The sequence below is a fragment of the Pseudomonas anguilliseptica genome (assembly GCF_900105355.1).
GTDB lineage: Bacteria > Pseudomonadota > Gammaproteobacteria > Pseudomonadales > Pseudomonadaceae > Aquipseudomonas > Aquipseudomonas anguilliseptica.
Genome location: NZ_FNSC01000001.1, coordinates 2,865,867 through 2,888,101, shown reverse-complemented (window position 1 = coordinate 2,888,101; position 22,235 = coordinate 2,865,867). Strand labels below are relative to the sequence as shown.

Sequence of the window (22,235 nt, the reverse complement as noted above, 5' to 3'; positions counted from 1 at the left end):
AAGTGTGAAGTATGGGGTGTCGAGCTGAATTCAAGCTGAAGCCTGACCATCGGTCGGCCAGATCTCGGTGCGGGCCAGTGCTACCAAGGCCTGGCGCACCTCCAGCGGACTGTTACAGGATGTTGGAAAGGCCAGCCAATACAGGCTCTGGCCAATACGCAGGTGGAAACCTTCGCTATCAAGGCCGGCGAGCTCGGCCGGCGCATGACTGGGCAACCCGGCCAACTCGACATAGTGGGCGATGGCTGCGGCATGATCGCTGTTCATATGTTCGAGCATGCTGATTTCAGCATCGCCGGCAAAGGGATTGGCCAGCGCCACCTGTTCCAGCCAGTGAATCGCGCCAAAACCACCGATATAGCGCCAGCGCACCGGTTCCAGCCGCCAGAAGTCGAAATCATGCGCCTGGTGATAGCCGCGCGAATCGGGGAAATAGCGGTAATAGCGCTGCGCCGCCGCTGCAATCTGTTCCTCGTCATCCAATTGTCGTGCTTGCGCGAGCAAAGTAAGACGGCCGACCGCCTGCACATCCTCCGCCCCGCGCTCGCCCACCAGCAGCGAACATTTACCGTCTTGTTTGAGGTTATGGGTGTGCTGAGCGATGCGGCTGATCAGAATCAGCGGATAACCGTCAACATCCAGGCAATAGGGCACCACTGATCCGAAAGGGAAACCCGGCATGGCCTTGGAATGGGTGCTGAGCACGCCCCGGTATTCCTTGAGCAGCAATTCTCGGGCATGCTTGCCGGCTTTCACGCTCACCTTATGACTCCTTGCATAGAATCCGTCACAGAACGGCAGGCGCCTAGATTAACCGCCGGCAAGGCCACACGACACCATTTGAGGGGACACGCGATGCAACTTAAAGACAAAGTCATCATCATCACTGGCGGCTGCCAGGGCCTGGGCCGCGCCATGGCCGAATACCTGGCGGAAAAAGGCGCCAAGCTGGCACTGGTCGACCTGAACCAGGAAAAACTCGACGAAGCCGTGGCCGCCTGCAAGGCGCTGGGCGTGGAAGCGCGCGCCTACCTGTGCAACGTCGCCAATGAAGAACAAGTGACCCAGACCGTGGCACAAGTTGCCGAAGATTTCGGTGCAATCAACGGCCTAGTCAACAACGCCGGCATCCTGCGTGACGGCCTGACCATCAAGGTCAAGGACGGCGAAATCACCAAGCTGAGCCTGGCCCAGTGGCAGTCGGTGATCGACGTCAACCTCACCGGTGTGTTCCTCTGTACCCGTGAAGTGGCCGCGAAGATGATCGAGCTGAAAAACGAAGGCGCGATCATCAATATCTCTTCCATCTCCCGTGCCGGCAATATTGGTCAGGCCAACTACTCGGCGGCCAAGGCTGGGGTAGCGGCTGATACCGTGGTCTGGGCCAAGGAACTGGCGCGCTACGGCATCCGTGTCGCCGGAGTTGCACCCGGCTTTATCGAAACCGAAATGGTTGCCAGCATGAAGCCAGAAGCGCTGGAGCGCATGACCTCGGTCATCCCACTGCGCCGCATGGGCAAACCCGCCGAGATCGCTCACTCGGTGGCTTACATCCTGGAAAACGACTATTACACCGGTCGTGTTCTGGAGCTGGACGGCGGCCTGCGTCTCTGATCCGCTAGATCGACACACTGCAAAAAAAAGCCCCGCAAACGCGGGGCTTTTTTTGCTTTTAACTTTTCAAGATCTGGCGAGCTAGAGACCAGCAAGGCGCTACGCCAGTAACAGCCTCCGGCTGGTCAAAACGGCGAGGAAGCGGAGTGTACTTTTGTACATGAGCATTACTCGTTTCACTCGCCCTTCGGGCCGCGCCAAAGCGCGTTAGCCGCAAGCGGCTTACCGAGCCTGTTTTTAACGCCGCAGGGCCGACGCGCAGCAGATCGACGGCCCAACACTTACCAGCCGACACCAAAACCCAGGCTGTAACGGGTTTCATCCAGCTCGCCTTCTGCACCGCTGACCAGATCCTTCTCGGCCTTCATGTTCAACGAGGCCCAGTCGGTCAGCTTGTAGCGCAGGCCCACGGCGGCATCCAGGGTGTAGTCAGCAGCGTTGGCCAGCGGTTTGCCCACTTCACCGTCGCTGAACAGCTCGACACTCTTGCCGACCAGGTAACGGTTGTAATCCCACTTCATGCTGACGGCATAGAAGTTGTCGTTCTCGCCATTGGCATATTCGTAGTCGGTGCGGTTAAGCAGGCCGGCCACGGAGAAGGCGCCCAACTCGTTGCCCCAGAACTGGTAACCGGGACCGGTACCCACGGTGCGCTGGCGCTCAAGCTCTTCGACCATGTCGCGCTTGTACTCCAGGCGGCCTTGCCAGAACCAATGCTCGGTCAGAAAGCGGTCAAGCGCGTACTCCACGCCCCAGTTATCCGTGGTGATCAGGTCATCCTGAAATTCGCGGTTGTAGTCGGCTTGCGCGTTATGCCGCCACAGGCCATGGCGCGCCTGAGTCTTGAGGCTGACGTCGTAGTCGTCGGTGTCACGCTCGGCACGTTTGTAATCCAGCGAGGCGTCGATATTGCCCTTCCAGACAAAGTCCTCAACCAAGGGCTTGGGTTTGAGGATCTGCTTGATGCTGGCCAACTCGATGGTCTTGGGCACACCACCGTTGGCCAGGGTCACCTTGCCCGATTCGGCCGAGTGCAGGGACTTGGCGCGCTCACCAGCGATGGCATTTTCCTTGATCAGCAGCTCCTGATCGCTTTCCAGGGTTGCAATCTTGCTCCAGTCGAGGGCAATCGCACCGCCGTAATCGGTCGCCAGCAACAGCTTGCCACCGTCATAGAACTTGATCTTGCCGGTCAGGCGGTCGCCGTTCTTCAGCCAGACGGTATCCGCCAACGCGGAGGTAGCAGCCACAGAAAGGGCCAGGCACAGCAGGGTTCTGGAAAACATAGGGATGGTTTATCTACTTCGGGTGCGCGGAAGGTCGCGCATTATCCGTGCGCACGACGCCAGAGCAAGCACTGACCGACAGAATTACCGCGAGTTCACCATGGCGTGCCCTACCAGCCGACCCCTACCCCCAACAGATAGCGGCGTTCACTGCTGGTTTGCCCGAGCCCACGCGCCTGATCCAGCTCATACAGCAGCGATAGACGCGCCCAATCTGTCAGGCGATAGCGCAGGCCTATTTCACTGTCGAGCACGTAGTCAATTTCTTCTATCGCCGGCAATTGCAGCTCGGCCGTGCTGTAAAGCTCCAAACGGGTGCCCCACAGCAGACGCTTGTAATCCAAGGCAAGCGAGTAGGTATTGAATGCGCGCTCAGCTTCACCGGACTCTATTTGCAGGCGATTGAACTGACCAATCACATCCAGTCGGCCCAGTTCGTTATCCCAGAAGCGATAACCCGGCCCGGTGCCCAGCGAGCGCTGGCGAGTAAAAAAGGCAAACTCATCCTCATCCTGCTCGGCCCCCACCCGCCAGAACCAGTGATCCGTGATAAAGCGGTCGAGGTCGTATTCCAGCTGCCAATTGTCGGCGGTCTTCGCATCATTCTTGACCTTGCGCTCCAGTTCGCCGGCCAACACGTGGCGCCAGCGCCCGTGCTCCACACGCGTATTGCCTTTGACCTTCCACTCATCGGTGTCGTTATCGTCACGCTTCATATCCAGTTTGGCGTCCAGATTGCCCTCCCAGAAGCGATCCTGCAGTACCGGACGCGGCGGGATCAGACGCTTGATGCTGGATAGCGGCACGGTCTGCGTGTTGTCACTGACCACCCGTACCATGCCCTTGCCGGCGGCTTCCAGCTGGTTGCTGTGCTCGCTGTCGAGGCCTTGGCGGCGCATCAGCAAGGGTTTCTCCGAGCGCAGGGTGTCGATATCCTTCCAGGCAATCAGCACCTGGCCGGCGTACTTGGTTTTCAAGGCCAGTTTGCCGCCATCGAGCAGAACTATCTCACCGCTCAGACGGTCACCATTGTTCAACCACACCGTGTCCGCCCACGCAGGCGTGGCCAGAGCAAGAACCAGAGAGCACAACAGAGTACGTAGCAGCATGATGGGAAAGCCGGATAACGAGCCAAAACAGGTACCGAAGCATGCAGCGCCAGGCCAGCCAACAGCAAGCCAGGTTGAGCGCCGTACGGCACTCTATGCGGTGCTGGCGCAGATTCCGGCCGGCTGCGTGGTGAGTTACGGCCAACTGGCTGCATACGCAGGTCTGGGTCAAGCCGCGCGCTGGGTCGGGCGCACCCTCAGCCAGCTGCCAGACGGCAGCACCCTGCCCTGGCACCGGGTAATTGCTGCCGGTGGCCGCCTCAGTTTGCCTGCTGGAAGCCTGTCCGGCGCGGAACAGCGCAGCCGTCTACGTGAGGAAGGCGTGCAAATCCATAACGATCGGGTGGATATGCCGCGCTATGGCTGGCGCCCAATGGAGCACAGCGGTTAGAGTGCGCCCTTTATTAGGTCAAAATCAGGCTGAAACTCGCTCAATGCCCCGTAAAAGCTGGCGTGATGCCATTGCTGCTTACTCCAGCCCCTCAACACTGGTGCTGTTGCTTCTAGGGTTCGCCGCTGGCCTGCCCTATATGCTGGTGTTCTCCACCCTTTCGGTCTGGTTGCGCGAAGCCGGAGTGGCCCGCGACACCATTGGTTTTGCCAGCCTGATCGGCCTGGCCTACGCCTTTAAATGGGTCTGGTCGCCACTGCTTGACCAGTGGCGCCTGCCGCTGCTGGGCAAGCTCGGCCGCCGCCGCTCCTGGCTGGTGCTGTCACAGATTCTGATCGCCATCGGCCTCGCCGGCATGGCCCTGTGCGACCCGCAAACCCACCTGACCTGGCTGATTTCCCTGGCGGTACTGGTGGCATTTGCCTCGGCCACCCAGGACATCGCCGTCGATGCCTACCGCCTGGAAATCGTCGACGACACCCGCCAGGCGGCGCTGGCCGCCAGTTATATGGCCGGCTACCGGGTCGCCGCCCTGCTGGCTACCGCCGGCGCGCTGTATTTCGCCGAAGGCTTTGGTTCCACCGCCCTGCTCTATCAGCACGGCGCATGGGCCGGTACCTACCTGCTGTTTGCCCTGCTGATGTTGCCCGGCCTGCTCACCAGCCTGTGGATGCGCGAGCCGGATGTGCCACTGCGCACGCAACTGGCCGCTGCGCGTTATGGCTTCAGCCACCAGATCACCTCGGTACTGGTACTGATTGTGTTGCTGGTATCGGTACCGGCGATGTTTACCCAGTTCTATCACACCGACTTTGCCAGCGTGATCAACGGCGAGGCGAGCATGCTCGACCTGCTACTGGAAGACCGCGCCTTCCTGCGCGCCCTGCTCTACACCATCCTCACCAGCCTGTGCCTGTCCACCATGGGCCGCCGCGGCCTGGCACCGGTGCTGACCCCGGTCAACGACTTTATCGTGCGCTACCGCTGGCAGGCCTTTCTGCTGCTCGGGCTGATCGCCACCTACCGCATGTCGGACACCGTGATGGGCGTGATGGCCAACGTGTTCTACATCGACCAGGGTTTTACCAAGGATCAGATCGCCAGCGTCAGCAAGCTGTTCGGCCTGGTGATGACCCTTATTGGTGCAGGTTTTGGCGGCCTGCTGATTGTGCGTTTCGGTATTCTGCCGATCCTGTTTATCGGTGGCGCCGCCTCGGCGGCGACCAACCTACTGTTCCTTATGCTTACCGGCATGGGCGCAGACCTGCAGATGCTGATCGTGACCATTTCCGCCGACAACTTCAGCGCCGGTCTGGCCACAGCGGCATTTGTCGCCTACTTGTCGAGCCTGACCAACCTGAAGTTCTCCGCCACCCAGTACGCCCTACTCAGCTCGATCATGCTGCTACTGCCACGGCTGATTGGTGGTTACTCAGGAGTGATGGTGGAGAAATTCGGTTACGCCGATTTCTTCCTGATTACCGCCTTGCTGGGTATTCCGACGCTGCTACTGATCATTCCGCAATGGCGCCGCGAACAGCCTCAGGCTTGTGATGCCAACGCGATTAACACCGCAGAGCAGCCTGACTGAACAAACTGGCAAGAGTCTTGCTCTATCCTGCTATTCGCAAAAGGGCAGACCGGGCATATCCACCGCAGCCTGCTCCATCCCTTTGGCCGCCCCACCGTGTTGCGCGAACGCGATGCACTGCTCGGCGCTCGCAAAGCGGGAGTGACCGTCCCGGAGATCATCTACTGCGCGGCGGAACATAACGCCCAGGGCTGGCGCGCCTTGTTAGTGACCAAAGCACTGGACGGTTTTCAATCTATTGATGACTGGTATGCAGGCAATGGCCGCGAGCGGTACGGCGAAGCACTGCACCAACAATTGCTGCAGAAAGTAGCGCAAAGCCTGGCGAGTTTGCATACCGCGCGCTGGCAACACGGCTGCATCTACATCAAACATATCTTTGTGCGCATCAGCGGCGAAGGACAGACGCTGACTCCCGAGGTAGCACTGCTCGACCTCGAGAAATGCCGCCGTCGCCTGACCAGCAAGCAGGCTGCGTTGCACGACATGTTACAACTGCGGCGCCATTCGCCGTGGGATCAGGCCGACTGGCAAAGCCTGATCGGCCACTACCAGCTGGCGATGGGCCGCAACTTCAAAACGCTCTATAACGCCACTAGTCGCTAACTCGGCGTTCCGTCAGGCAGTGGATTGCTGCACCAGATGTACCACCCGCTGCGGGAATGGGATGCCGATACCGGCCTCAGTCAAACGCTCCTTGGCCTGCTCGGTGAAAGCGAAAGTGACCGGCCAGAAATCCGGCGTCGCCACCCAGATGCGCAGTGACAGGTTGATCGCGCTATCACCCAAGCCGGTAACAAACACCACAGGCGCCGGATCCTGGCGCACCCGCGGGTCCCTGGCGATATCCAGCAACACCTCACGGGCTTGCTTGATGTCGCTTGAGTAATCGATGCCCAGATTGATATCGACACGCCGCGTGGATTCGCGCGAATAATTGGTGATATGGCCGTTCGACAGGCTGCCATTGGGCACGATCACCACTTTGTTGTCTGCGGTTTTCAGCGTGGTATGGAAAATCTGGATGCTGTCGACACTGCCCGAAACGCCCTGCGCCTCAATCCAGTCACCGGCACGAAACGGGCGAAACAGCATGATCAATACTCCGCCAGCGAAGTTCGCCAGGCTGCCCTGCAAGGCCAGGCCGATAGCCAAACCGGCAGCACCGATCACCGCTATAAAGGAAGTGGTTTCCACGCCGATCATCGAAGCCACGCTGACCAGCAGCAACACTTTCAGCACGATACCGACCAGGCTGCAGATAAAGCTGCTCAGCGCGCGGTCGACCTGACGCATATTGAGCAAGCGGCCAATGCTGCCGGTGAGTTTGCTGATCAACCACCAACCGATCAGCATGGTGATCAAGGCCAGGGTCAGCTTGCCGCTGTATTCGAGCACCACAGGCAGCCAGGCTTCTGACATCTTCACCAGTTGTTCGACGTTCATATCCATCTGTTAATCCTTGTAAACCTTTGAAAATAAAACGCCACGGCAAGCCGTGGCGGTTTAACTGCACCTACACCGTTGCGACGCCTGTACGGCGGCAAGGTTCAACTCCTACGCATCAATCGCGAAAATTGTTGAACTGCAACGGCATGCCGAAGTCCTTGGCACGCAGGGCGGCAATCGCTTCCTGCAGGTCATCACGCTTCTTGCCGGTAATACGCACCTGCTCCCCCTGAATGGCAGCCTGCACCTTGAGTTTGATGTCCTTGATGTGCGCAACGATCTTCTTCGCCAGGTCTTTCTCGATCCCTTCACGCAGGATCACTTCCTGCTTGACGCTCTTGCCCGACGCGTAGGCGTCCTTGAATTCCAGGCACTGCACGTCAATCTTGCGCTTGACCAGACAGAGCTTGAGAATCTCAACCATCTGCTCCAACTGAAAATCCGCATCAGCTGTCAGGTTGACAGTCAGCTCTTTCAGCTCAAAGCTACCTTTACCGCGTAGGTCATAACGGCGATCCAGCTCTTTGATAGCGCTGTCGATGGCGTTGGTAACTTCATGTTTGTCCAACTCGGACACCACGTCGAACGAGGGCATGGGCTTACTCCAGATAGACGGCGCGCCCTGCATCACGAACGGGACACGCCTGGCTTGACGGTAAAAAAACCCGGCCATTATATAGCGGTAGCAACACACACTGCCCGGCGAAGTATCGGGCCCACGTGATTTCCCCCCTAGCGAGCCTGCCCATGCCGAACCCCCACCTGAGCATTTTGGTTGTCGATGACGCCAAGTTCTCCAGCGCCATGATCGGGCGCGCCCTGACCCAGGCGGGCTATCAGGATCTCCGTTTTGCCAGCAGCGCCGCCGAAGCCATCAGCCTGCTGGAACAACGCCCGACCAGCGTCCTGCTCGCCGACTGGCTGATGCCGGAGATGAACGGCCTGGAGCTGACCGTGCAGGTACGCCAGTTCGATGAAATGGCCCACCACTACACCTACGTCATCCTGCTCACCGGCAAGGAAGGCGAAAACGTATTGGGTGAAGCCTTCGACAGCGGTGTCGATGACTTCATCAGCAAGGCCGCGATGAACGAGCAACTGGTGCCGCGCGTCTATGCTGCCGATCGCCTGTGTAACACCCTGCAGCGCCTGTTGCAGGAAAACCGCCTACTCACCGAAAACATCGCCAGCCTGGAACAGCGCAACCTGATCGACCCGCTCACCGGCCTGGGCAACAACCGCTACCTTCATCAGAAGATGCTCGACAGCCTGCGCCAGGTCGAATCCCGTGGCGGCGCGCTGTGCTACCTGCTGATTGGCCTGCAGGACATGCATGAGCTGCACCAGCGGCATGGCGACGCCTTCTACAACGAGCTGCTTACCGGCGTAGCACGACGCCTGCAACAACTGGTGCGGCCGTTGGACGTTCTGGTGCGCCTGGATGAGTGCCACTTCGGTCTGATTACCTTGCTGGCCGATCTGCATGAATGTTCCCCCAGCAGCTTCAAACGCCTGCATGAAGGCATCAACCTCAAGGCGTTCAAGACCAGCGAAGGCTTTATCAGCCTCAAGGCAGGTATCAGCCTGGTGGGGCTGGATGCAAAAGGCCTCCCCATTACCCCGGACCAGATCACCGACCACGCAACCAGAATACTGCCCGAATCACACAACACCGGACTGGTGACCGCCCTGCGCCTGTCCTTGCCGCAGTAACCCGCACCTCGCATGTGGCATATCCTCGGCGCCGGCAGCCTCGGCACCTTATGGGCGACGCGTCTGGCGCGAGCCGGCCTGTCGGTGCAGCTGATCCTGCGCGACCCGGCACGCCTGCACAGCTATCAACAGGCCGGCGGACTGACCCTGATTGAGCAGGGCCAGGCGCAGCACTACGTCATTCCCGCGCAAACAGTCGATGCCCCCCAACCGATCCAGCGCCTGCTGCTCGCCTGCAAGGCCTATGACGCCGCAGCAGCCGTCAGCCAACTGGTGCCACGCCTGGCGCCTGGCGCCGAAATCCTGCTGCTGCAAAATGGCCTGGGCAGCCAGGACGAAGTCGCTCGCGTAGCGCCCCAGGCGCGCTGCATCTTTGCTTCCAGCACCGAAGGCGCGTTTCGTCAGGCGGACTTTCAGGTGGTGTTTGCCGGCCACGGCCATACCTGGCTCGGCGACCCACTGGATCTGCAGCCACCCGCCTGGCTGGACGACTTGCGCCAGGCCGGCATTGTTCACGACTGGAGCCTGGATATCCTCAGCCGTCTGTGGCGCAAGCTGGCGCTGAACTGCGCGATCAACCCGCTGACTGTGTTGCACGACTGCCGCAATGGCGGGCTGCGTGAACACCCGGCGCAGGTCGCCTGCCTGTGCAGCGAACTGAGCGAGTTGCTGCACAGCAGTGGCCACAGCGCCGCCGCCGAAGACCTGCATAACGAAGTGCAACGGGTAATCCAGGCCACCGCGGCCAACTATTCCTCCATGCACCAGGATGTCAGCCAGGGCCGCCGCACGGAAATTGCCTACCTGCTGGGTTACGCCTGCCACGCCGCGCAACGCCACCAACTGGTGCTGCCACATCTGCAGGCGCTGCACAGCCAACTGCTGGCCCACCTTGATGCACGCGGATTGCCCAGCCACTGAGCGGCGCGTTAACCTGCCCGCACTTCCGCCACCGCGACAGCCGCCATGCCTCTGCGTCAGAGCCTCGAAAACCTACCGGTCGGCCGCAAACTGCTGGTCGCGCTGCTGGCCTTGCTCGCCACCGTGCTGCTGGTGGCCAACCTGGCCTTTATCAGCGCGGCCTACTGGATCTCCCAAGAAAGTGTGGCACCCCAGGCCCTGCATACCCTCGGCCGGCTGATTGCCAGCCCACCGCTAAGCAAGGAAGCGCTGAGCTCCCCTGCTGCCGCCGAAGCCCTGCTCCGCCGCCTGGATGACTACGCGCCGCTGCGTGCGGCCGTGATCTATGACGCCAAAGGCCTGAACCTGGCACAGCTGCAGCGCGGCACCAGACTGCAGCTGCCGCAGCGTGTTGAAGAGGTCGAGTCCTGGCGCCACAGCGAGTTTCGCCTCAACCAACTGGTCGAACTGCCGCAGGCCACGGGCAACTCCGGCCATCTGCTGCTGGTAGCTTCCAGCGAACTGCCGGGGGTGTTCTACACCGGCACCCTGACCGCCAGCCTGGTGATTCTGGCCTTGAGTGTAGTGCTCTGGCTGATCGTCTCGCGTCAGGTACGCCGCCTGATCACGCGGCCGATCCGCCGTCTGGAAGAACTCTCGCGCCAGGTCACCCGTGAAGAGAACTACGCCCTGCGCGCGCGCCGCGGCAACCGCGACGAGATCGGCAGCCTGGCCGATGCCTTCAACACCATGCTGGTACGTATCGAAGCCCGTGAGCAGCAGCTCAAGCGCGCCCGTGACGACGCTCAGGAAGCCTTCGACCAGGCTCAGCACCTGGCCGAGGAAACCCGCCATTCCAACCGAAAACTGGAACTGGAAGTGCAGGTGCGCAGCAAGATCGAGAAGAAACTTACTGGTTTTCAGAAGTACCTCAACAGCATCATCGACTCCATGCCGTCGGCACTGATTGCCCTCGATGAACAGCTCTACGTCACCCAGTGGAATCAGGAAGCCAGCAGCCTCTCCGGCACCCGCCTGGACGAAGCGCTGAACCAGCCGATCTTCCTCGCCTTCCCGCCGCTCAAGCCCTACCTGCCGCAGCTAAGGCGCACCGTCGAGCAGCATCAGGTGGAAAAGATCGAGCGGGTCACCTGGGGCAGCAACGAGCAACCGCGCCACTTTGCCCTGACCTTCTATCCACTGACGGGCAGCAGTGGTCGTGGCGTGGTGATCCGTATCGACGACATCACCCAGCGCCTCAACCTGGAAGAAATGATGGTGCAATCGGAGAAGATGCTCTCGGTCGGGGGCCTGGCCGCCGGCATGGCGCACGAAATCAACAATCCCCTGGGCGCTATCCTGCATAACGTGCAGAACATCCGCCGACGCCTGTCGCCCGAGCTGGAAAAGAACCGCGAACAGGCCGCACAGGCCGGCATCTGCCTGGAAGCCATCGACCGCTACCTCAACGCCCGGGAAATCCCGCGCCTGCTCGACGGCATCCAGCAGGCCGGCAGCCGTGCGGCGAAGATCGTCAGCCATATGATCAATTTCAGCCGCCGCAGTGACCGCCAACTGGCGCCGTGCCAGCTGCCGGCGCTGGTTGATCAGGCAGTCGAAATCGCTAGCAATGACTTCGACCTGACCGAGAGTTTCGACTTCAAGAGCCTGACCATTCAGCGCGAGTTTGCCGCCGATCTCCCCCCCGTACCGGCCACCGCCAACGAACTGGAACAGGTATTGCTCAACCTGCTGAAGAATGCTGCCCAGGCCATCCACCAGCGCGACGACAACACAACACCGGGGCAGATCACCCTGCGCGTACGCCTGGCGCCGCCCTGGGCGGAAATCCAGGTGGAAGACAATGGCGTCGGCATGCCCGAATCGGTGCGCAAACGCATTTTCGAGCCGTTCTTCACCACCAAGGAAGTCGGCCAGGGCACGGGGCTCGGCCTATCGGTGTCCTATTTCATCATCACCAATAACCACAAAGGGCAGATGGAAGTGCAGTCCAAAGCCGGCCAGGGCACCTGCTTCACCCTGCGCCTGCCTATGACCACCGCCACACCTGACACAGGTCTCTGAACATGGGTTACCGTCTCTCGAAAATCTACACCCGCACCGGCGATGCCGGCGAAACCGGCCTGGCCGATGGTCGCCGCGTGACCAAGGACCACCCACGGGTGGATGCCATGGGCGAAGTGGACACGCTGAACGGCCATATCGGCCTGCTGCTGGCAGACCTTGCCGAACAGCACGCCCAGTGCCCGGGGCTGGGCGAGATTATCGACGTGCTCGCGCCCTGCCAGCACCGCCTGTTCGACCTTGGCGGTGAACTGGCGATGCCCGAGTACCAGGCCCTGCAGACGCCGGAAATCGAGCGACTGGAAGCCGCTATAGACCGCTGGAACGAAGAGGTCGGGCCACTGGAGAATTTCATCCTGCCCGGTGGCTCGCGCCTGATCGCCCAGGCGCATGTATGCCGCAGCCTGGCCCGCAGCGCCGAGCGCCGCTGCCAGCACCTGAACGCCGTGGAGCCGATTCGCGGCGTCGGCCTGGCCTATGTCAACCGCCTGTCAGACCTGCTGTTTGTCGCCGCGCGGCTGATCGCCAAACGTCAGGGGGTAGCTGAAGTGCTCTGGCAGGCGGCAGCCAAAGAGCCACAAAGCTAAGCCTGTAGGCGCGCAGGGTGGATAACGCTGTTTTCGCCTTCAGAGCAGACTGAGCTGGCTTTCGAAGCTACGCCGCTCGCCGCTTAGCGGGTCGATAAAGCTCAGCCCACGGGCCAGCAACTTGAGCGGTTTGCTGTAGTCATCCGCTGCATCGGGCGCATCGGTGACCTCGGGGTAGAACGGGTCATTGAGAATCGGCGCGCCCAGTGCGGCCAAATGCACGCGCAGCTGATGCTTCTTGCCGGTGACCGGATACAACCGGTACAGCCAGTGTTCGCCCAGACGCTGGGCGACCTCGATACGGGTTTCCGTATTGGCCTCCCCGGCCACTTCCTGCATGCGGAAAAACGGCTCGGCGCCCTCCAGCCGCGTCGCCCGCAGCAACGGGAAATCCAGCTGCGGCAAGGCCGCCGCCAGCGCCTCGTAGCACTTGTTCATCTGCCGCAGGCGAAACAGCGCCTGGTACTGACCACGGCTCTGCCGATTGGTGGAAAACAGCACCAGACCGGCGGTGTGCCGATCAATCCGGTGCAGTGGCACCAGATCGGCATTGCCCAGACGCTTGGCCAAGCGCGCCTGCAAGGTCTGCTCGACGTATTCGCCGGCGGGCATCACCGGCAGAAAATGCGGTTTATCCGCCACCAGCAAGTGTTCATCGACATGCAGTACGGTTTCTTCAAAAGGAATCGGCGTCTCTACCGGCACCTCGCGAAAGTAATGCACCTTGAGCCCTTCATGGTAAACCGAGGCCATATCGAACGGCTGACCCTGCGCGTCCAGCACCCGGCCACGGGCGATCCGCTCCTGCCACACCGCCGGGGCAATCGCCGGGAAGTGCGCACACAGGCACTCGAACACCGTCGCCCAGTTGCCACGCGGCAAATGCAGGGTACTGGGGCGCATATTCGACGGGGAACGGACTTCTACAGACATGAACACTCTTAACAACCAGGCAGCGGAAGGACACAGGATACCCCAGGCCCGCGCTTAACCCGCGACCGGCGCGGAACCCTGCAATGACATGCGAAAAAGCGCCGCCAGCAGATCGGACTGGCTGACAATGCCCAGCAACTGGCGCTGATCATCGACGACGGGAAGCCGATGCACGTCGCTATCCGCGAGCATCTGCAGCAGATAGGTCACCGGCCAGTCGGCGCGACAGGTCGGCACCTGGCGCTGCATACATTGACTGACCGTCTGCGTATCGGCGTCGGCCAGCAACAGGTCATGCAGGCTGAGCATGCCCTGCAATTCGCCCTGCGCGTTGAGCACAGGCATGGCGCTTAGCCGGTGCTGATGCAAGCTCAATCGCGCCTCGGTTTGCAGGAGAATCTCTTCCAGGTCTTCGCGGGAAATATCGAGCAACTCGCCGCGCGCCTTGAGCACCGCATCCAGGTCCGCCTGGGTGAAGCCCAGACGATCACGGGGGATCGGATCACGGGTCTTGTGCACATTGCCATGCTCAAGCGGACGATGCGGGTATTGCCGGCGCAAGGCGTTATTGAACAGCAGCGCGATCAGCAGCAGACCAACAGAGTTCAACCCCACCGGGTAGAGGGCAAAGTGGTAACCCAGCTGGGCCACTTCTGGCCCGGCCAGCACCGCTGTCAGCGCCACCGCGCCTCCGGGTGGATGCAGACAGCGCAAGGCAAACATTCCGGCAATCGCCAAGCCGCCCGCTAAGGCGGCCACCCATGCGTCGTGACCGAGCCAGGTGGCGCAGGTCACCCCAATCAGCGCGGAAAACAGGTTGCCGGCGAGAACCGACCAGAGCTGCGCCAGAGGGCTGGCCGGCACGGCGAACAGCAGCACCGCAGACGCACCCATGGTGCAATCAGCCAGGGGCTGGCACTGCCCAGCACCTCATGACAAAGCCAACCACTGAACAGCAGTCCCAGCACCGCGCCGACACAGCTCAGCGCCCGCTCATTCAGACTGACCGCCATGGGCGCAGGCCAAAAGCCCTTCAACCACGCCTTGATGCTTTGCACCGTCAACCGCTCACCTGTAACGCACCATTTGAGGGCGCGACTATAACGCCCTTTACTCGCAGGTGGCAGTTACTCCGGCCAGAACGCGCGAATCCCCGCCACACCCTGAGCCCCGACCTGCCAGGCGCGCTCTGCATCGGCCGGGGTAACGCCGCCCAGCAAGTAGGCCGGCTGATTGAAGCCCTGCAACAGCTCGGCAACCTGCGCCCAACCCAGCGGCTGCGCATCGGGATGAGTCTGAGTCGGCTGCACGGGTGACAGGGTGATGAAATCCACGCCCATCTGTGTGGCCAGCTCCAATTCCTGCGCGCCATGGCAGGAAGCCGCCAGCCAGCGCTGCTCCGGAAATGGTCGACCGCCAGCACTCAAGTCACGCAACTGCTGCGCCGTCAGGTGCCAGCCGGCAGCGGGAAAGTCGCCCAGCCACTCCAACGGTCCCTTGAGCATCAGCTGCGCCTTGCCCGCACAGAGGCCGAGAGCATCCACGGCAATGTCGCGGTACTGCGCATCGAACATCGCCGGAGCGCGCAGTTGCAGCAGGCGAATGCCGCTCTTCAGGGCAGCCAGGATACCGCGCAGCAGCTCGGGCCCGCTCAGTCCCTCGGGGGTAATCAGATAACGCTCGGGCAAACGTGCGGCCGCGACAATCGGTCGATTGGCGGCGGGAAACTCATAATCGCCCAACTGCCGAGGGCTGACCCAGGCCAGCGGTTGACCTTCAGCGCCATGGGGCTCACCGGTAAAGGCCGAGACCTCCCAGACATCCAGCAGCACCTGCTTGTCCGGGTAATCGTGGCGCACCTGAATCAGCGGCCGTGCGGCGCTTGGGTGGATGCCCAGCTCCTCTTCCAGCTCACGGGCCAGGGCCGCCTGTACCGTTTCGTCGGCCTCGACCTTGCCGCCAGGAAACTCCCAGAGGCCGCCCTGGTGCTTATCATCAGGACGCTTGGCGAGCAGTATCTGCCCATCCACACCGCGAATAACTGCTGCGGCCACATGAATACGTTTCACGCCAAATGTTCCTCCTGGGCAGCTTGGTACCAGCGCTGAAACGCCGGCCACTGATAGATCGTCTCGACATAGGCGGCAGCCTCTGCCGGCAGCGTCACCTGATAACCGCGCAGACGCGCCGCCACCGGAGCAAAGAAGGCATCAGCCAGGGTTGGCTGGCCAAACAGGAAGCCGCCTTCCTTTCCAAAGCGCTGCCGGCACTCGACCCACAGCGCACAGATGCGCTGAATATCGGCCACGACATCGGCCGGTATCGTCGTCAACGCCTGATTGCGCTTGAGATCCATCGGCAGATGGCTGCGTAGCGCGACAAAGCCGCTGTGCATCTCGGCGCAGGCACTGCGTGCCAGTGCGCGAGCCGCCCGGGCTTGCGGCCACAACTGGGCAGCGGGAAAGCACTCGGCCAGGTATTCGCCAATCGCCAGGGAATCCCAGATGGCGCCATCGTCGCTGATCAGCAGCGGCACCTTGCCGGTCGGCGAGTGCTGCAGAATCCGCGCGCGAGTATCAGGCCGGTTCAGGGTAATCAGCTGTTCGGTATAGGGCGCGCCGCTCAGCTCCAGGGCCAGCGCCGCACGCAGCGACCAGGACGAATAGGTTTTGTCGCCGATAACCAGAGTAAGTGACATGGGCTGCGCTCGCTGCGGGAAGGTCGAATGACCTTAAAAGGCGACTGGCGCAATAGCAAATTCCCGTTGCTCATGGGGGCATGAACAACGGGAATGCGGGGCGTCAAACAGCCGGTACGTGACGGATCAGGTGCGGTACTCGGCGTTGATCTTCACGTACTCGTGGGACAGATCGGTGGTCCAGATCGTCTCACTGCAACCACCGCGGCCCAGCTCGATGCGGATGGTGATCTCTTCCTTGGCCATTACCGCCGCGCCCTGCTCTTCGGTGTAGCTGGTGGCGCGGCAACCACGGCTGGCGATGCACACGTCACCGAGGAATACGTCGATCAGGCTGACATCCAGCTGCGCCACGCCAGCGCGGCCCACGGCGGCGAGAATGCGCCCCCAGTTCGGGTCAGAAGCAAACAGTGCGGTCTTGATCAGCGGCGAATGGGCTACGGCATAACCGACGTCCAGGCACTCCTGATGGGTTGCACCGCCATTGACCTGCACGGTGACGAACTTGGTCGCGCCTTCACCGTCGCGCACGATGGCCTGGGCCACATCCATGCACACGCTGAATACCGCTTCCTTGAGTTTGGCGAACAGGTCGCCGCTGGCCTGGCTGATTTCCGGCAAGGCGGCCTTGCCGGTAGCAATCAGCATGCAGCAGTCGTTGGTCGAGGTATCGCCGTCGATGGTGATGCGGTTGAACGACTTGTTCGCCGCATCGCGCAGCAGGTCTTGCAGCACGGCCTGGGCGACCTTGGCGTCGGTGGCGATATAACCGAGCATGGTCGCCATGTTCGGCTTGATCATCCCAGCGCCTTTGCTGATGCCGGTCACGGTGACGGTGACGCCATCGTGGACAAACTGGCGGCTGGCGCCCTTGGGCAGGGTGTCAGTGGTCATGATGCCGGTGGCGGCTTCGGCCCAGTGGTTCTCGGACAAGTCGTCGAGAGCCGCCTGCAATGCCCCTTCGATCTTCTCGACCGGCAGCGGCTCACCAATCACCCCGGTGGAGAACGGCAGCACAGCGCCTTCATCCACACCAGCCAGCTGAGCCAGAGCAGCACAAGTGCGCGCGGCATTCTGCAGGCCAGGCTCGCCGGTGCCTGCGTTGGCGTTACCGGTATTGGTCAGCAGGTAACGCACGCTGCCCAGCACACGTTTCTTGGCCAGAATCACCGGCGCGGCGCAGAACGCATTGAGGGTGAACACACCCGCTACGCTGGAGCCTTCGGCACATCGCATCACTACCACATCCTTGCGCCCTGGGCGCTTGATGCCCGCCGAAGCGATGCCCAGTTCGAAACCTGGAACCGGGTGCAGGGTAGACAACGGGCCAAGACCAACAGCCATAGAGAACGCTCCTTGAGGTGGTAGGACTGATTGCGATGGTAAAACGCCGCGAGCGGTCAGACCGTTCGCGGCGTTAATCAAGTTGGGCCAAGCATAGCCAACTTCACTGTCGGCTCAACCCGCTCTACACGGACTGTTTAACTAACCTGGCCGTGGCAGTGCTTGTACTTCTTGCCGGAACCACAGGGGCACGGCTCATTGCGGCCGATCTTCGGCTCGGTGCGCACCGGCGCCACGGCAACCGCTACATCACCCTCTTCTTCGGCGGCTTGCGGCAGCAGCGCCGAGGCTTCGGCGTGCTGGAACTGCATGCGCTCGGCCAATGCTTCGGCCTCACGACGCAGGCGAGCCTCTTCTTCAGCCGGGTCTTCACGGCGCACCTGCACATGCGACAGCACGCGGATGGTGTCGCGCTTGATCGAATCCAGCAGTTCCTGGAACAGGGTGAAAGACTCGCGCTTGTATTCCTGCTTGGGGTTCTTCTGCGCATAGCCGCGCAGGTGAATACCGTGACGCAGGTGATCCATGGTCGACAGGTGGTCTTTCCACAGATCGTCGAGGACGCGCAGTAGAATCTGCTTCTCGAAAGTGCGCAGGGCTTCGGCGCTGGCTTCGTTTTCTTTCTCGTTGTACGCGTTGACCAGCTCTTCAAGAATCCGTGCACGCAGGGTCTCTTCGTACAGCTTGTGGTCATCATCGAGCCACTGCTGAATCGGCAGACGCAGGTTGAAGCTGCTGTACAGCGTTTCTTCCAGGCCGGCGATATCCCACTGCTCAGGCAGCGATTGCGGAGCAATATGCTGGTTGATGGTGTGATCCAGCACTTCCTGACGGAACTCGGCAATGGTTTCGCCGATGTTGTCGGCAGCTAGCAGCGTGTTGCGCATGTGATAGATCACTTTGCGCTGCTCGTTGGCCACGTCGTCGAATTCCAGCAGCTGCTTACGCATGTCGAAGTTACGCCCTTCAACCTTGCGCTGGGCTTTTTCGATGGCGTTGCTGACCATGCGGTGTTCGATGGCTTCACCGGACTGCATGCCCAGGGCCTTCATAAAGTTCTTCACCCGATCCGAGGCAAAGATGCGCATCAGGCTGTCTTCCAGCGACAGGTAGAAACGGCTGGAACCCGGGTCACCCTGACGGCCGGCACGACCACGTAACTGGTTATCGATACGACGCGATTCGTGACGCTCGGAGGCGATCACATGCAGGCCGCCCGACTCGATCACCTGCTGATGACGCTTCTGCCAATCGGCCTTGATCTGCGCGATCTGCTCAGGTGTGGCGTTTTCCAGGCTGGCCACTTCAACTTCCCAGTTGCCGCCCAGGAGGATGTCGGTACCACGACCCGCCATGTTGGTGGCAATGGTCAGCGCGCCCGGGCGACCGGCCTGGGCAATGATTTCCGCTTCCTTCTCATGAAACTTGGCGTTAAGCACCTTGTGCTCGATGCCTTCCTGACTGAGCAGCTTGGACATGTGCTCGGAGGTTTCGATGGTGGCCGTACCGACCAGCACCGGACGCCCCAGGGCCATGCTTTCCTTGATGTCGGTGACGATGGCGGCGTACTTCTCGTCCGCGGTCAGGTAGACCAGGTCATTGAAGTCCTTACGCGCCAGGGCACGATTGGTCGGAATGACGATCACTGCCAGACCGTAAATCTGATGGAACTCGAACGCCTCGGTATCCGCTGTACCGGTCATGCCGGACAGTTTGGTGTAAAGACGGAAGTAGTTCTGGAAGGTGGTCGAGGCCAGGGTCTGGCTCTCGGCCTGAATCGGCAGGCCTTCTTTGGCTTCGATCGCCTGGTGCAGGCCTTCAGACAGACGACGGCCGGGCATGGTGCGGCCGGTGTGTTCGTCGATCAGCAGCACCTGATTGTTCTGCACGATGTATTCAACGTTGCGGTTGAACAACTTGTGCGCACGCAGACCCGAATAGACGTGGGTCAGCAGGCCCAGATTATGCGCCGAATACAGGCTCTCGCCCTCGACCAGCAAGCCGACTTCGGTGAGCATCTCTTCAACGTACTGGTGGCCCGCTTCGTTCAGCTCGACCTGGCGCGCCTTCTCGTCGACCTTGTAGTGGCCTTCCTGGGTGACCACGCCTTCCTCTTCCTCAACGTGCAGCTTGAGGCGCGGGATCAGCTTGTTGATCTCGGTGTACAGGCGCGAACTGTCTTCGGCCTGGCCGGAGATGATCAGCGGGGTGCGCGCTTCGTCGATCAGAATGGAGTCAACTTCGTCGATCACGGCGAAATTCAGCTCGCGCTGGAATTTTTCTTCCAGGCTGAAGGCCATGTTGTCGCGCAGGTAATCGAAACCAAATTCGTTGTTGGTGCCGTAGGTGATATCGGCGGCGTAGGCTTCGCGCTTCTCTTCCGGCGGCATAAAGGGGGTAACGATACCCACGCTCATTCCGAGGAATTCATACAGCGGACGCATCCAGTTGGCGTCGCGACGGGCCAGGTAATCGTTGACCGTGACCACATGCACGCCCTTGCCGGACAGCGCATTGAGGTACACCGCCAGGGTTGCCACCAGGGTCTTACCCTCGCCGGTGCGCATCTCGGCGATCTTGCCTTCGTGCAGGGTCATACCACCGATCAGCTGCACATCGAAGTGGCGCATGCCCATGACGCGCTTACCAGCTTCACGGCACACGGCAAAGGCTTCCGGAAGAAGCTGGTCGAGGGTTTCGCCTTTGGCCAGACGGGATTTGAACTCCTCCGTCTTGGCACGCAGTTGCTCATCGGAAAGGGCAAGCATCTGCTCCTCGAAGGCATTGACGGCTTGTACCGCCTTGAGCATGCGTTTGACTTCACGCTCGTTCTTGCTTCCAAAGAGTTTTTTCAACAAAGGCGCAAACATATCGACAGGATCTTCCAGGCGTATGGATTGAGGGCGGCTGAACAGCGACCCATGCAGCCTTTATGGCTGCGTGCGAAGGGGCATTCTACCCGGAAACGCAAACGAGGAAAGCGGCGTTATTCGACGTCGTTGACCCGGGCTATATAGCTGGCTGGATTGACCACTCGGCCATCCTTGGTTACCTCGAAGTGCACATGGTAACCACTGGCGCGACCGCTGCGGCCGACCTTGGCAATGGTCTGGCCGCGCTGCACAAGATCACCAATCTGCACGATATTCTGCTTGTTGTGCGCATACAGCGTTGTATAGCCATCGGCATGACTGACCTCTATCACATTGCCATAGCCCGATTTGACCCCTGAAAAGCTCACCACGCCAGCAGCGACAGCGACCACATCACTACCCGGCTTGGCAGCAAAGTCGACACCTTTATGCTGGGTTTTGCGCCCGGTCAGTGGGTGCACGCGGCGACCGAATGGCGAGGACATATAGCCATGCCGCACCGGCATGCCGGAGAGATACTCGGCTTCACTCAACTGGCGGTCACCAATCAACTGCTCAAGCACCTCCAGCAACTGCTCGCGACTGTCCAGACGCAGGCTCAGCTGATCCAGCTCATCCATAAAAGGTGGCGGTGCATAAGCCGCATCGCCCAAGGCATCTTCCGCACCACCCTGGCCAACGTTAAGCGAAAAATCGAATTCGCTGGCATCCAGATCAGCCAGCTCGGCCAGACGTGCGCCCAGCGCATCCAGGCGAGTCAGACGCGCCTGCAGCTCGGCCACGTGCACAGCGAATGCATCCAGCTGGCGCTGCGCATCCAGACGCACAGCCCCCACCTCGGCACGCTGTTCATCCAGTACCTGATTGATTTTCGAGTCATCCTGAACCGCAACCGTGGCCGGAGCCCACCAGGCCCCCACAGCCACACCGCTGGCCAATGCCGCGCCGAGTGCAAGCAGCAACGCCAGCAACGCCAGCAACAACCAACGCAGATCCAGACTGAGTGAACGTGCGGCACCGTGATGCCGACTAAGTAGAATGATGTGCACGGCCTTCCCCTAATGGTGAAGCGTCAGTTGGCAGCAGCGATTCTGCTACCATGGCGGCTCCACTTTTTCAGGCGTCCTGCCATGACTTTTCGTCCTTTGCCGGCCCGGGCTCCCGCCGCGCTGTTGCGCGAAGCGAAACCCCTGAAGGCGCTGTTCAATCAAGCGCAACGCATTGATCGTCTGCAGCACCTACTGGAAAGCCAGCTGCAACCTGCTGCTCGCGAACACTGCCATGTGGCGTCATGGCGCGAGGGTTGCCTGTTGCTGATAATCACCGACGGCCACTGGGCCACGCGCCTGCGCTATCAACAAAAACGCTTATTGAAACAGCTGCAGGCACTCGAAGAATTCGCGACCTTAACGAAGATTCTGTTCAAGGTGCAACCTCCGACTGCCGAAAGGCGTGCACCGGGTCGCACAATCAGCCTATCCAACAGCGCCGCAGAAAACATCCAAGCCACCGCCGACGGCATCAGCGACCCCAAACTACGTGCGGCCCTGGAGCGCCTCGCCAAACATGGCAAGGCCAGTGAATAAGCGCATGGATGGCCGCTAAGATTTAGGCAAAAAAGAGGCCACCCGAAGGTGGCCTCGAAAAGCAAAGTAAGGAGGG

General features: G+C 60.9%; 19 protein-coding genes and 2 pseudogenes. 9 read left to right on the top strand and 12 right to left on the bottom strand.

All coding sequences use genetic code 11. The annotated features are described in order from the left end of the window. Positions 1-30: 30 nt before the first annotated feature. Positions 31-762, bottom strand: a complete 732-nt coding sequence (locus BLW24_RS14120; protein ID WP_090382482.1) for a HugZ family pyridoxamine 5'-phosphate oxidase — start codon at positions 760-762, stop codon at positions 31-33. Positions 763-855: 93 nt separating this feature from the next. Here BLW24_RS14120 and BLW24_RS14115 point away from each other — a divergent pair, with 93 nt between their 5' ends. Beyond that, positions 856-1,614, top strand: a complete 759-nt coding sequence (locus BLW24_RS14115; RefSeq protein WP_090382479.1) for an SDR family oxidoreductase — start codon at positions 856-858, stop codon at positions 1,612-1,614. Between the two features lie 281 nt (positions 1,615-1,895). Here the strand turns inward: BLW24_RS14115 and BLW24_RS14110 are convergent, their stop codons facing one another. Beyond that, the gene (locus BLW24_RS14110; protein ID WP_090382476.1) at positions 1,896-2,900 is read right to left on the bottom strand and encodes a DUF481 domain-containing protein; all 1,005 of its coding nucleotides are present in this window, start codon (positions 2,898-2,900) and stop codon (positions 1,896-1,898) included. Between the two features lie 110 nt (positions 2,901-3,010). Continuing rightward, positions 3,011-4,009 carry a DUF481 domain-containing protein gene (locus tag BLW24_RS14105; protein WP_090382474.1) on the bottom strand — a complete coding sequence of 333 codons (999 nt, stop codon included), beginning with the start codon at positions 4,007-4,009 and terminating at the stop codon, positions 3,011-3,013. A 1-nt stretch (position 4,010) separates the two neighbouring features. On the opposite strand from BLW24_RS14105, the gene BLW24_RS14100 reads away from it, so the two are divergent. From BLW24_RS14100 to BLW24_RS14090, 3 genes and pseudogenes are all read left to right on the top strand, one after another. Beyond that, complete coding sequence (locus tag BLW24_RS14100) at positions 4,011-4,400, top strand: MGMT family protein (protein WP_090387743.1); 390 nt, start codon at positions 4,011-4,013, stop codon at positions 4,398-4,400. 43 nt (positions 4,401-4,443) lie between these two features. After that, positions 4,444-5,991, top strand: a complete 1,548-nt coding sequence (locus tag BLW24_RS14095; RefSeq protein WP_090382468.1) for an AmpG family muropeptide MFS transporter — start codon at positions 4,444-4,446, stop codon at positions 5,989-5,991. Between the two features lie 27 nt (positions 5,992-6,018). Next, positions 6,019-6,597: pseudogene (locus tag BLW24_RS14090) on the top strand (lipopolysaccharide kinase InaA family protein); the annotation flags it as partial. 12 nt (positions 6,598-6,609) lie between these two features. Here BLW24_RS14090 and BLW24_RS14085 read toward each other — a convergent pair. Next, positions 6,610-7,443, bottom strand: coding sequence for a mechanosensitive ion channel family protein (locus BLW24_RS14085; protein ID WP_090382456.1), 834 nt, complete (start codon positions 7,441-7,443; stop codon positions 6,610-6,612). Between the two features lie 112 nt (positions 7,444-7,555). After that, positions 7,556-8,035 (bottom strand): YajQ family cyclic di-GMP-binding protein, encoded by a 480-nt coding sequence (locus BLW24_RS14080; RefSeq protein WP_090382450.1) that lies wholly within the window; start codon positions 8,033-8,035, stop codon positions 7,556-7,558. Between the two features lie 95 nt (positions 8,036-8,130). Between BLW24_RS14080 and BLW24_RS14075 the strand changes: the two are divergent. The 4 genes and pseudogenes from BLW24_RS14075 to BLW24_RS14060 form a co-directional block, all read left to right on the top strand. Next, positions 8,131-9,055: pseudogene (locus BLW24_RS14075) on the top strand (GGDEF domain-containing response regulator); the annotation flags it as partial. A 110-nt stretch (positions 9,056-9,165) separates the two neighbouring features. Then, positions 9,166-10,074, top strand: a complete 909-nt coding sequence (locus BLW24_RS14070) for a putative 2-dehydropantoate 2-reductase (RefSeq protein ID WP_090382439.1) — start codon at positions 9,166-9,168, stop codon at positions 10,072-10,074. A 45-nt stretch (positions 10,075-10,119) separates the two neighbouring features. Next, on the top strand, positions 10,120-12,138 hold the full coding sequence (locus BLW24_RS14065) for a sensor histidine kinase (RefSeq protein WP_090382430.1): 2,019 nt from the start codon (positions 10,120-10,122) through the stop codon (positions 12,136-12,138). 2 nt (positions 12,139-12,140) lie between these two features. Beyond that, positions 12,141-12,725, top strand: a complete 585-nt coding sequence (locus BLW24_RS14060; RefSeq protein ID WP_090382425.1) for a cob(I)yrinic acid a,c-diamide adenosyltransferase — start codon at positions 12,141-12,143, stop codon at positions 12,723-12,725. Positions 12,726-12,764: 39 nt separating this feature from the next. Here the strand turns inward: BLW24_RS14060 and BLW24_RS14055 are convergent, their stop codons facing one another. From BLW24_RS14055 to BLW24_RS14025, 7 genes are all read right to left on the bottom strand, one after another. Then, positions 12,765-13,658: an RluA family pseudouridine synthase gene (locus tag BLW24_RS14055; RefSeq protein ID WP_090382416.1), complete on the bottom strand. Its 894-nt coding sequence runs from the start codon at positions 13,656-13,658 to the stop codon at positions 12,765-12,767. Between the two features lie 54 nt (positions 13,659-13,712). Next, positions 13,713-14,552 (bottom strand): HPP family protein, encoded by an 840-nt coding sequence (locus BLW24_RS14050; RefSeq protein ID WP_208600178.1) that lies wholly within the window; start codon positions 14,550-14,552, stop codon positions 13,713-13,715. A 233-nt stretch (positions 14,553-14,785) separates the two neighbouring features. Then, entirely contained in the window at positions 14,786-15,727 is a 942-nt protein-coding gene (locus tag BLW24_RS14045; RefSeq protein ID WP_090382413.1) for a Nudix family hydrolase, read from the bottom strand. Then, on the bottom strand, positions 15,724-16,356 hold the full coding sequence (locus BLW24_RS14040; protein ID WP_090382406.1) for a glutathione S-transferase family protein: 633 nt from the start codon (positions 16,354-16,356) through the stop codon (positions 15,724-15,726). The genes BLW24_RS14045 and BLW24_RS14040 overlap by 4 nt, the downstream gene beginning before the upstream one ends. Before the next feature lie 126 nt (positions 16,357-16,482). Beyond that, entirely contained in the window at positions 16,483-17,700 is a 1,218-nt protein-coding gene (gene argJ, locus BLW24_RS14035) for a bifunctional glutamate N-acetyltransferase/amino-acid acetyltransferase ArgJ (RefSeq protein WP_090382399.1), read from the bottom strand. 137 nt (positions 17,701-17,837) lie between these two features. Then, on the bottom strand, positions 17,838-20,570 hold the full coding sequence (gene secA / locus BLW24_RS14030; protein ID WP_090382394.1) for a preprotein translocase subunit SecA: 2,733 nt from the start codon (positions 20,568-20,570) through the stop codon (positions 17,838-17,840). 116 nt (positions 20,571-20,686) lie between these two features. After that, the gene (locus tag BLW24_RS14025) at positions 20,687-21,622 is read right to left on the bottom strand and encodes a M23 family metallopeptidase (RefSeq protein ID WP_090382388.1); all 936 of its coding nucleotides are present in this window, start codon (positions 21,620-21,622) and stop codon (positions 20,687-20,689) included. 81 nt (positions 21,623-21,703) lie between these two features. Here BLW24_RS14025 and BLW24_RS14020 point away from each other — a divergent pair, with 81 nt between their 5' ends. Next, a complete protein-coding gene (locus tag BLW24_RS14020; protein WP_090382381.1) occupies positions 21,704-22,159 on the top strand; it encodes a DUF721 domain-containing protein in 456 nt (151 codons plus the stop codon). Positions 22,160-22,235 lie beyond the last annotated feature (76 nt).

Coding starts and splice junctions, on each gene's coding strand:
- BLW24_RS14060 (WP_090382425.1), top strand. CDS start 12,141: ATGGGTTACCGTCTCTCGAAAATCTACACCCGCACCGGCGATGCCGGC.
- BLW24_RS14055 (WP_090382416.1), bottom strand. CDS start 13,658: ATGTCTGTAGAAGTCCGTTCCCCGTCGAATATGCGCCCCAGTACCCTG.
- secA (WP_090382394.1), bottom strand. CDS start 20,570: ATGTTTGCGCCTTTGTTGAAAAAACTCTTTGGAAGCAAGAACGAGCGT.
- BLW24_RS14100 (WP_090387743.1), top strand. CDS start 4,011: ATGGGAAAGCCGGATAACGAGCCAAAACAGGTACCGAAGCATGCAGCG.
- BLW24_RS14105 (WP_090382474.1), bottom strand. CDS start 4,009: ATGCTGCTACGTACTCTGTTGTGCTCTCTGGTTCTTGCTCTGGCCACG.
- BLW24_RS14115 (WP_090382479.1), top strand. CDS start 856: ATGCAACTTAAAGACAAAGTCATCATCATCACTGGCGGCTGCCAGGGC.
- argJ (WP_090382399.1), bottom strand. CDS start 17,700: ATGGCTGTTGGTCTTGGCCCGTTGTCTACCCTGCACCCGGTTCCAGGT.
- BLW24_RS14050 (WP_208600178.1), bottom strand. CDS start 14,552: ATGGGTGCGTCTGCGGTGCTGCTGTTCGCCGTGCCGGCCAGCCCTCTG.
- BLW24_RS14110 (WP_090382476.1), bottom strand. CDS start 2,900: ATGTTTTCCAGAACCCTGCTGTGCCTGGCCCTTTCTGTGGCTGCTACC.
- BLW24_RS14095 (WP_090382468.1), top strand. CDS start 4,444: ATGCCCCGTAAAAGCTGGCGTGATGCCATTGCTGCTTACTCCAGCCCC.
- BLW24_RS14070 (WP_090382439.1), top strand. CDS start 9,166: ATGTGGCATATCCTCGGCGCCGGCAGCCTCGGCACCTTATGGGCGACG.
- BLW24_RS14065 (WP_090382430.1), top strand. CDS start 10,120: ATGCCTCTGCGTCAGAGCCTCGAAAACCTACCGGTCGGCCGCAAACTG.
- BLW24_RS14020 (WP_090382381.1), top strand. CDS start 21,704: ATGACTTTTCGTCCTTTGCCGGCCCGGGCTCCCGCCGCGCTGTTGCGC.
- BLW24_RS14080 (WP_090382450.1), bottom strand. CDS start 8,035: ATGCCCTCGTTCGACGTGGTGTCCGAGTTGGACAAACATGAAGTTACC.
- BLW24_RS14040 (WP_090382406.1), bottom strand. CDS start 16,356: ATGTCACTTACTCTGGTTATCGGCGACAAAACCTATTCGTCCTGGTCG.
- BLW24_RS14085 (WP_090382456.1), bottom strand. CDS start 7,443: ATGGATATGAACGTCGAACAACTGGTGAAGATGTCAGAAGCCTGGCTG.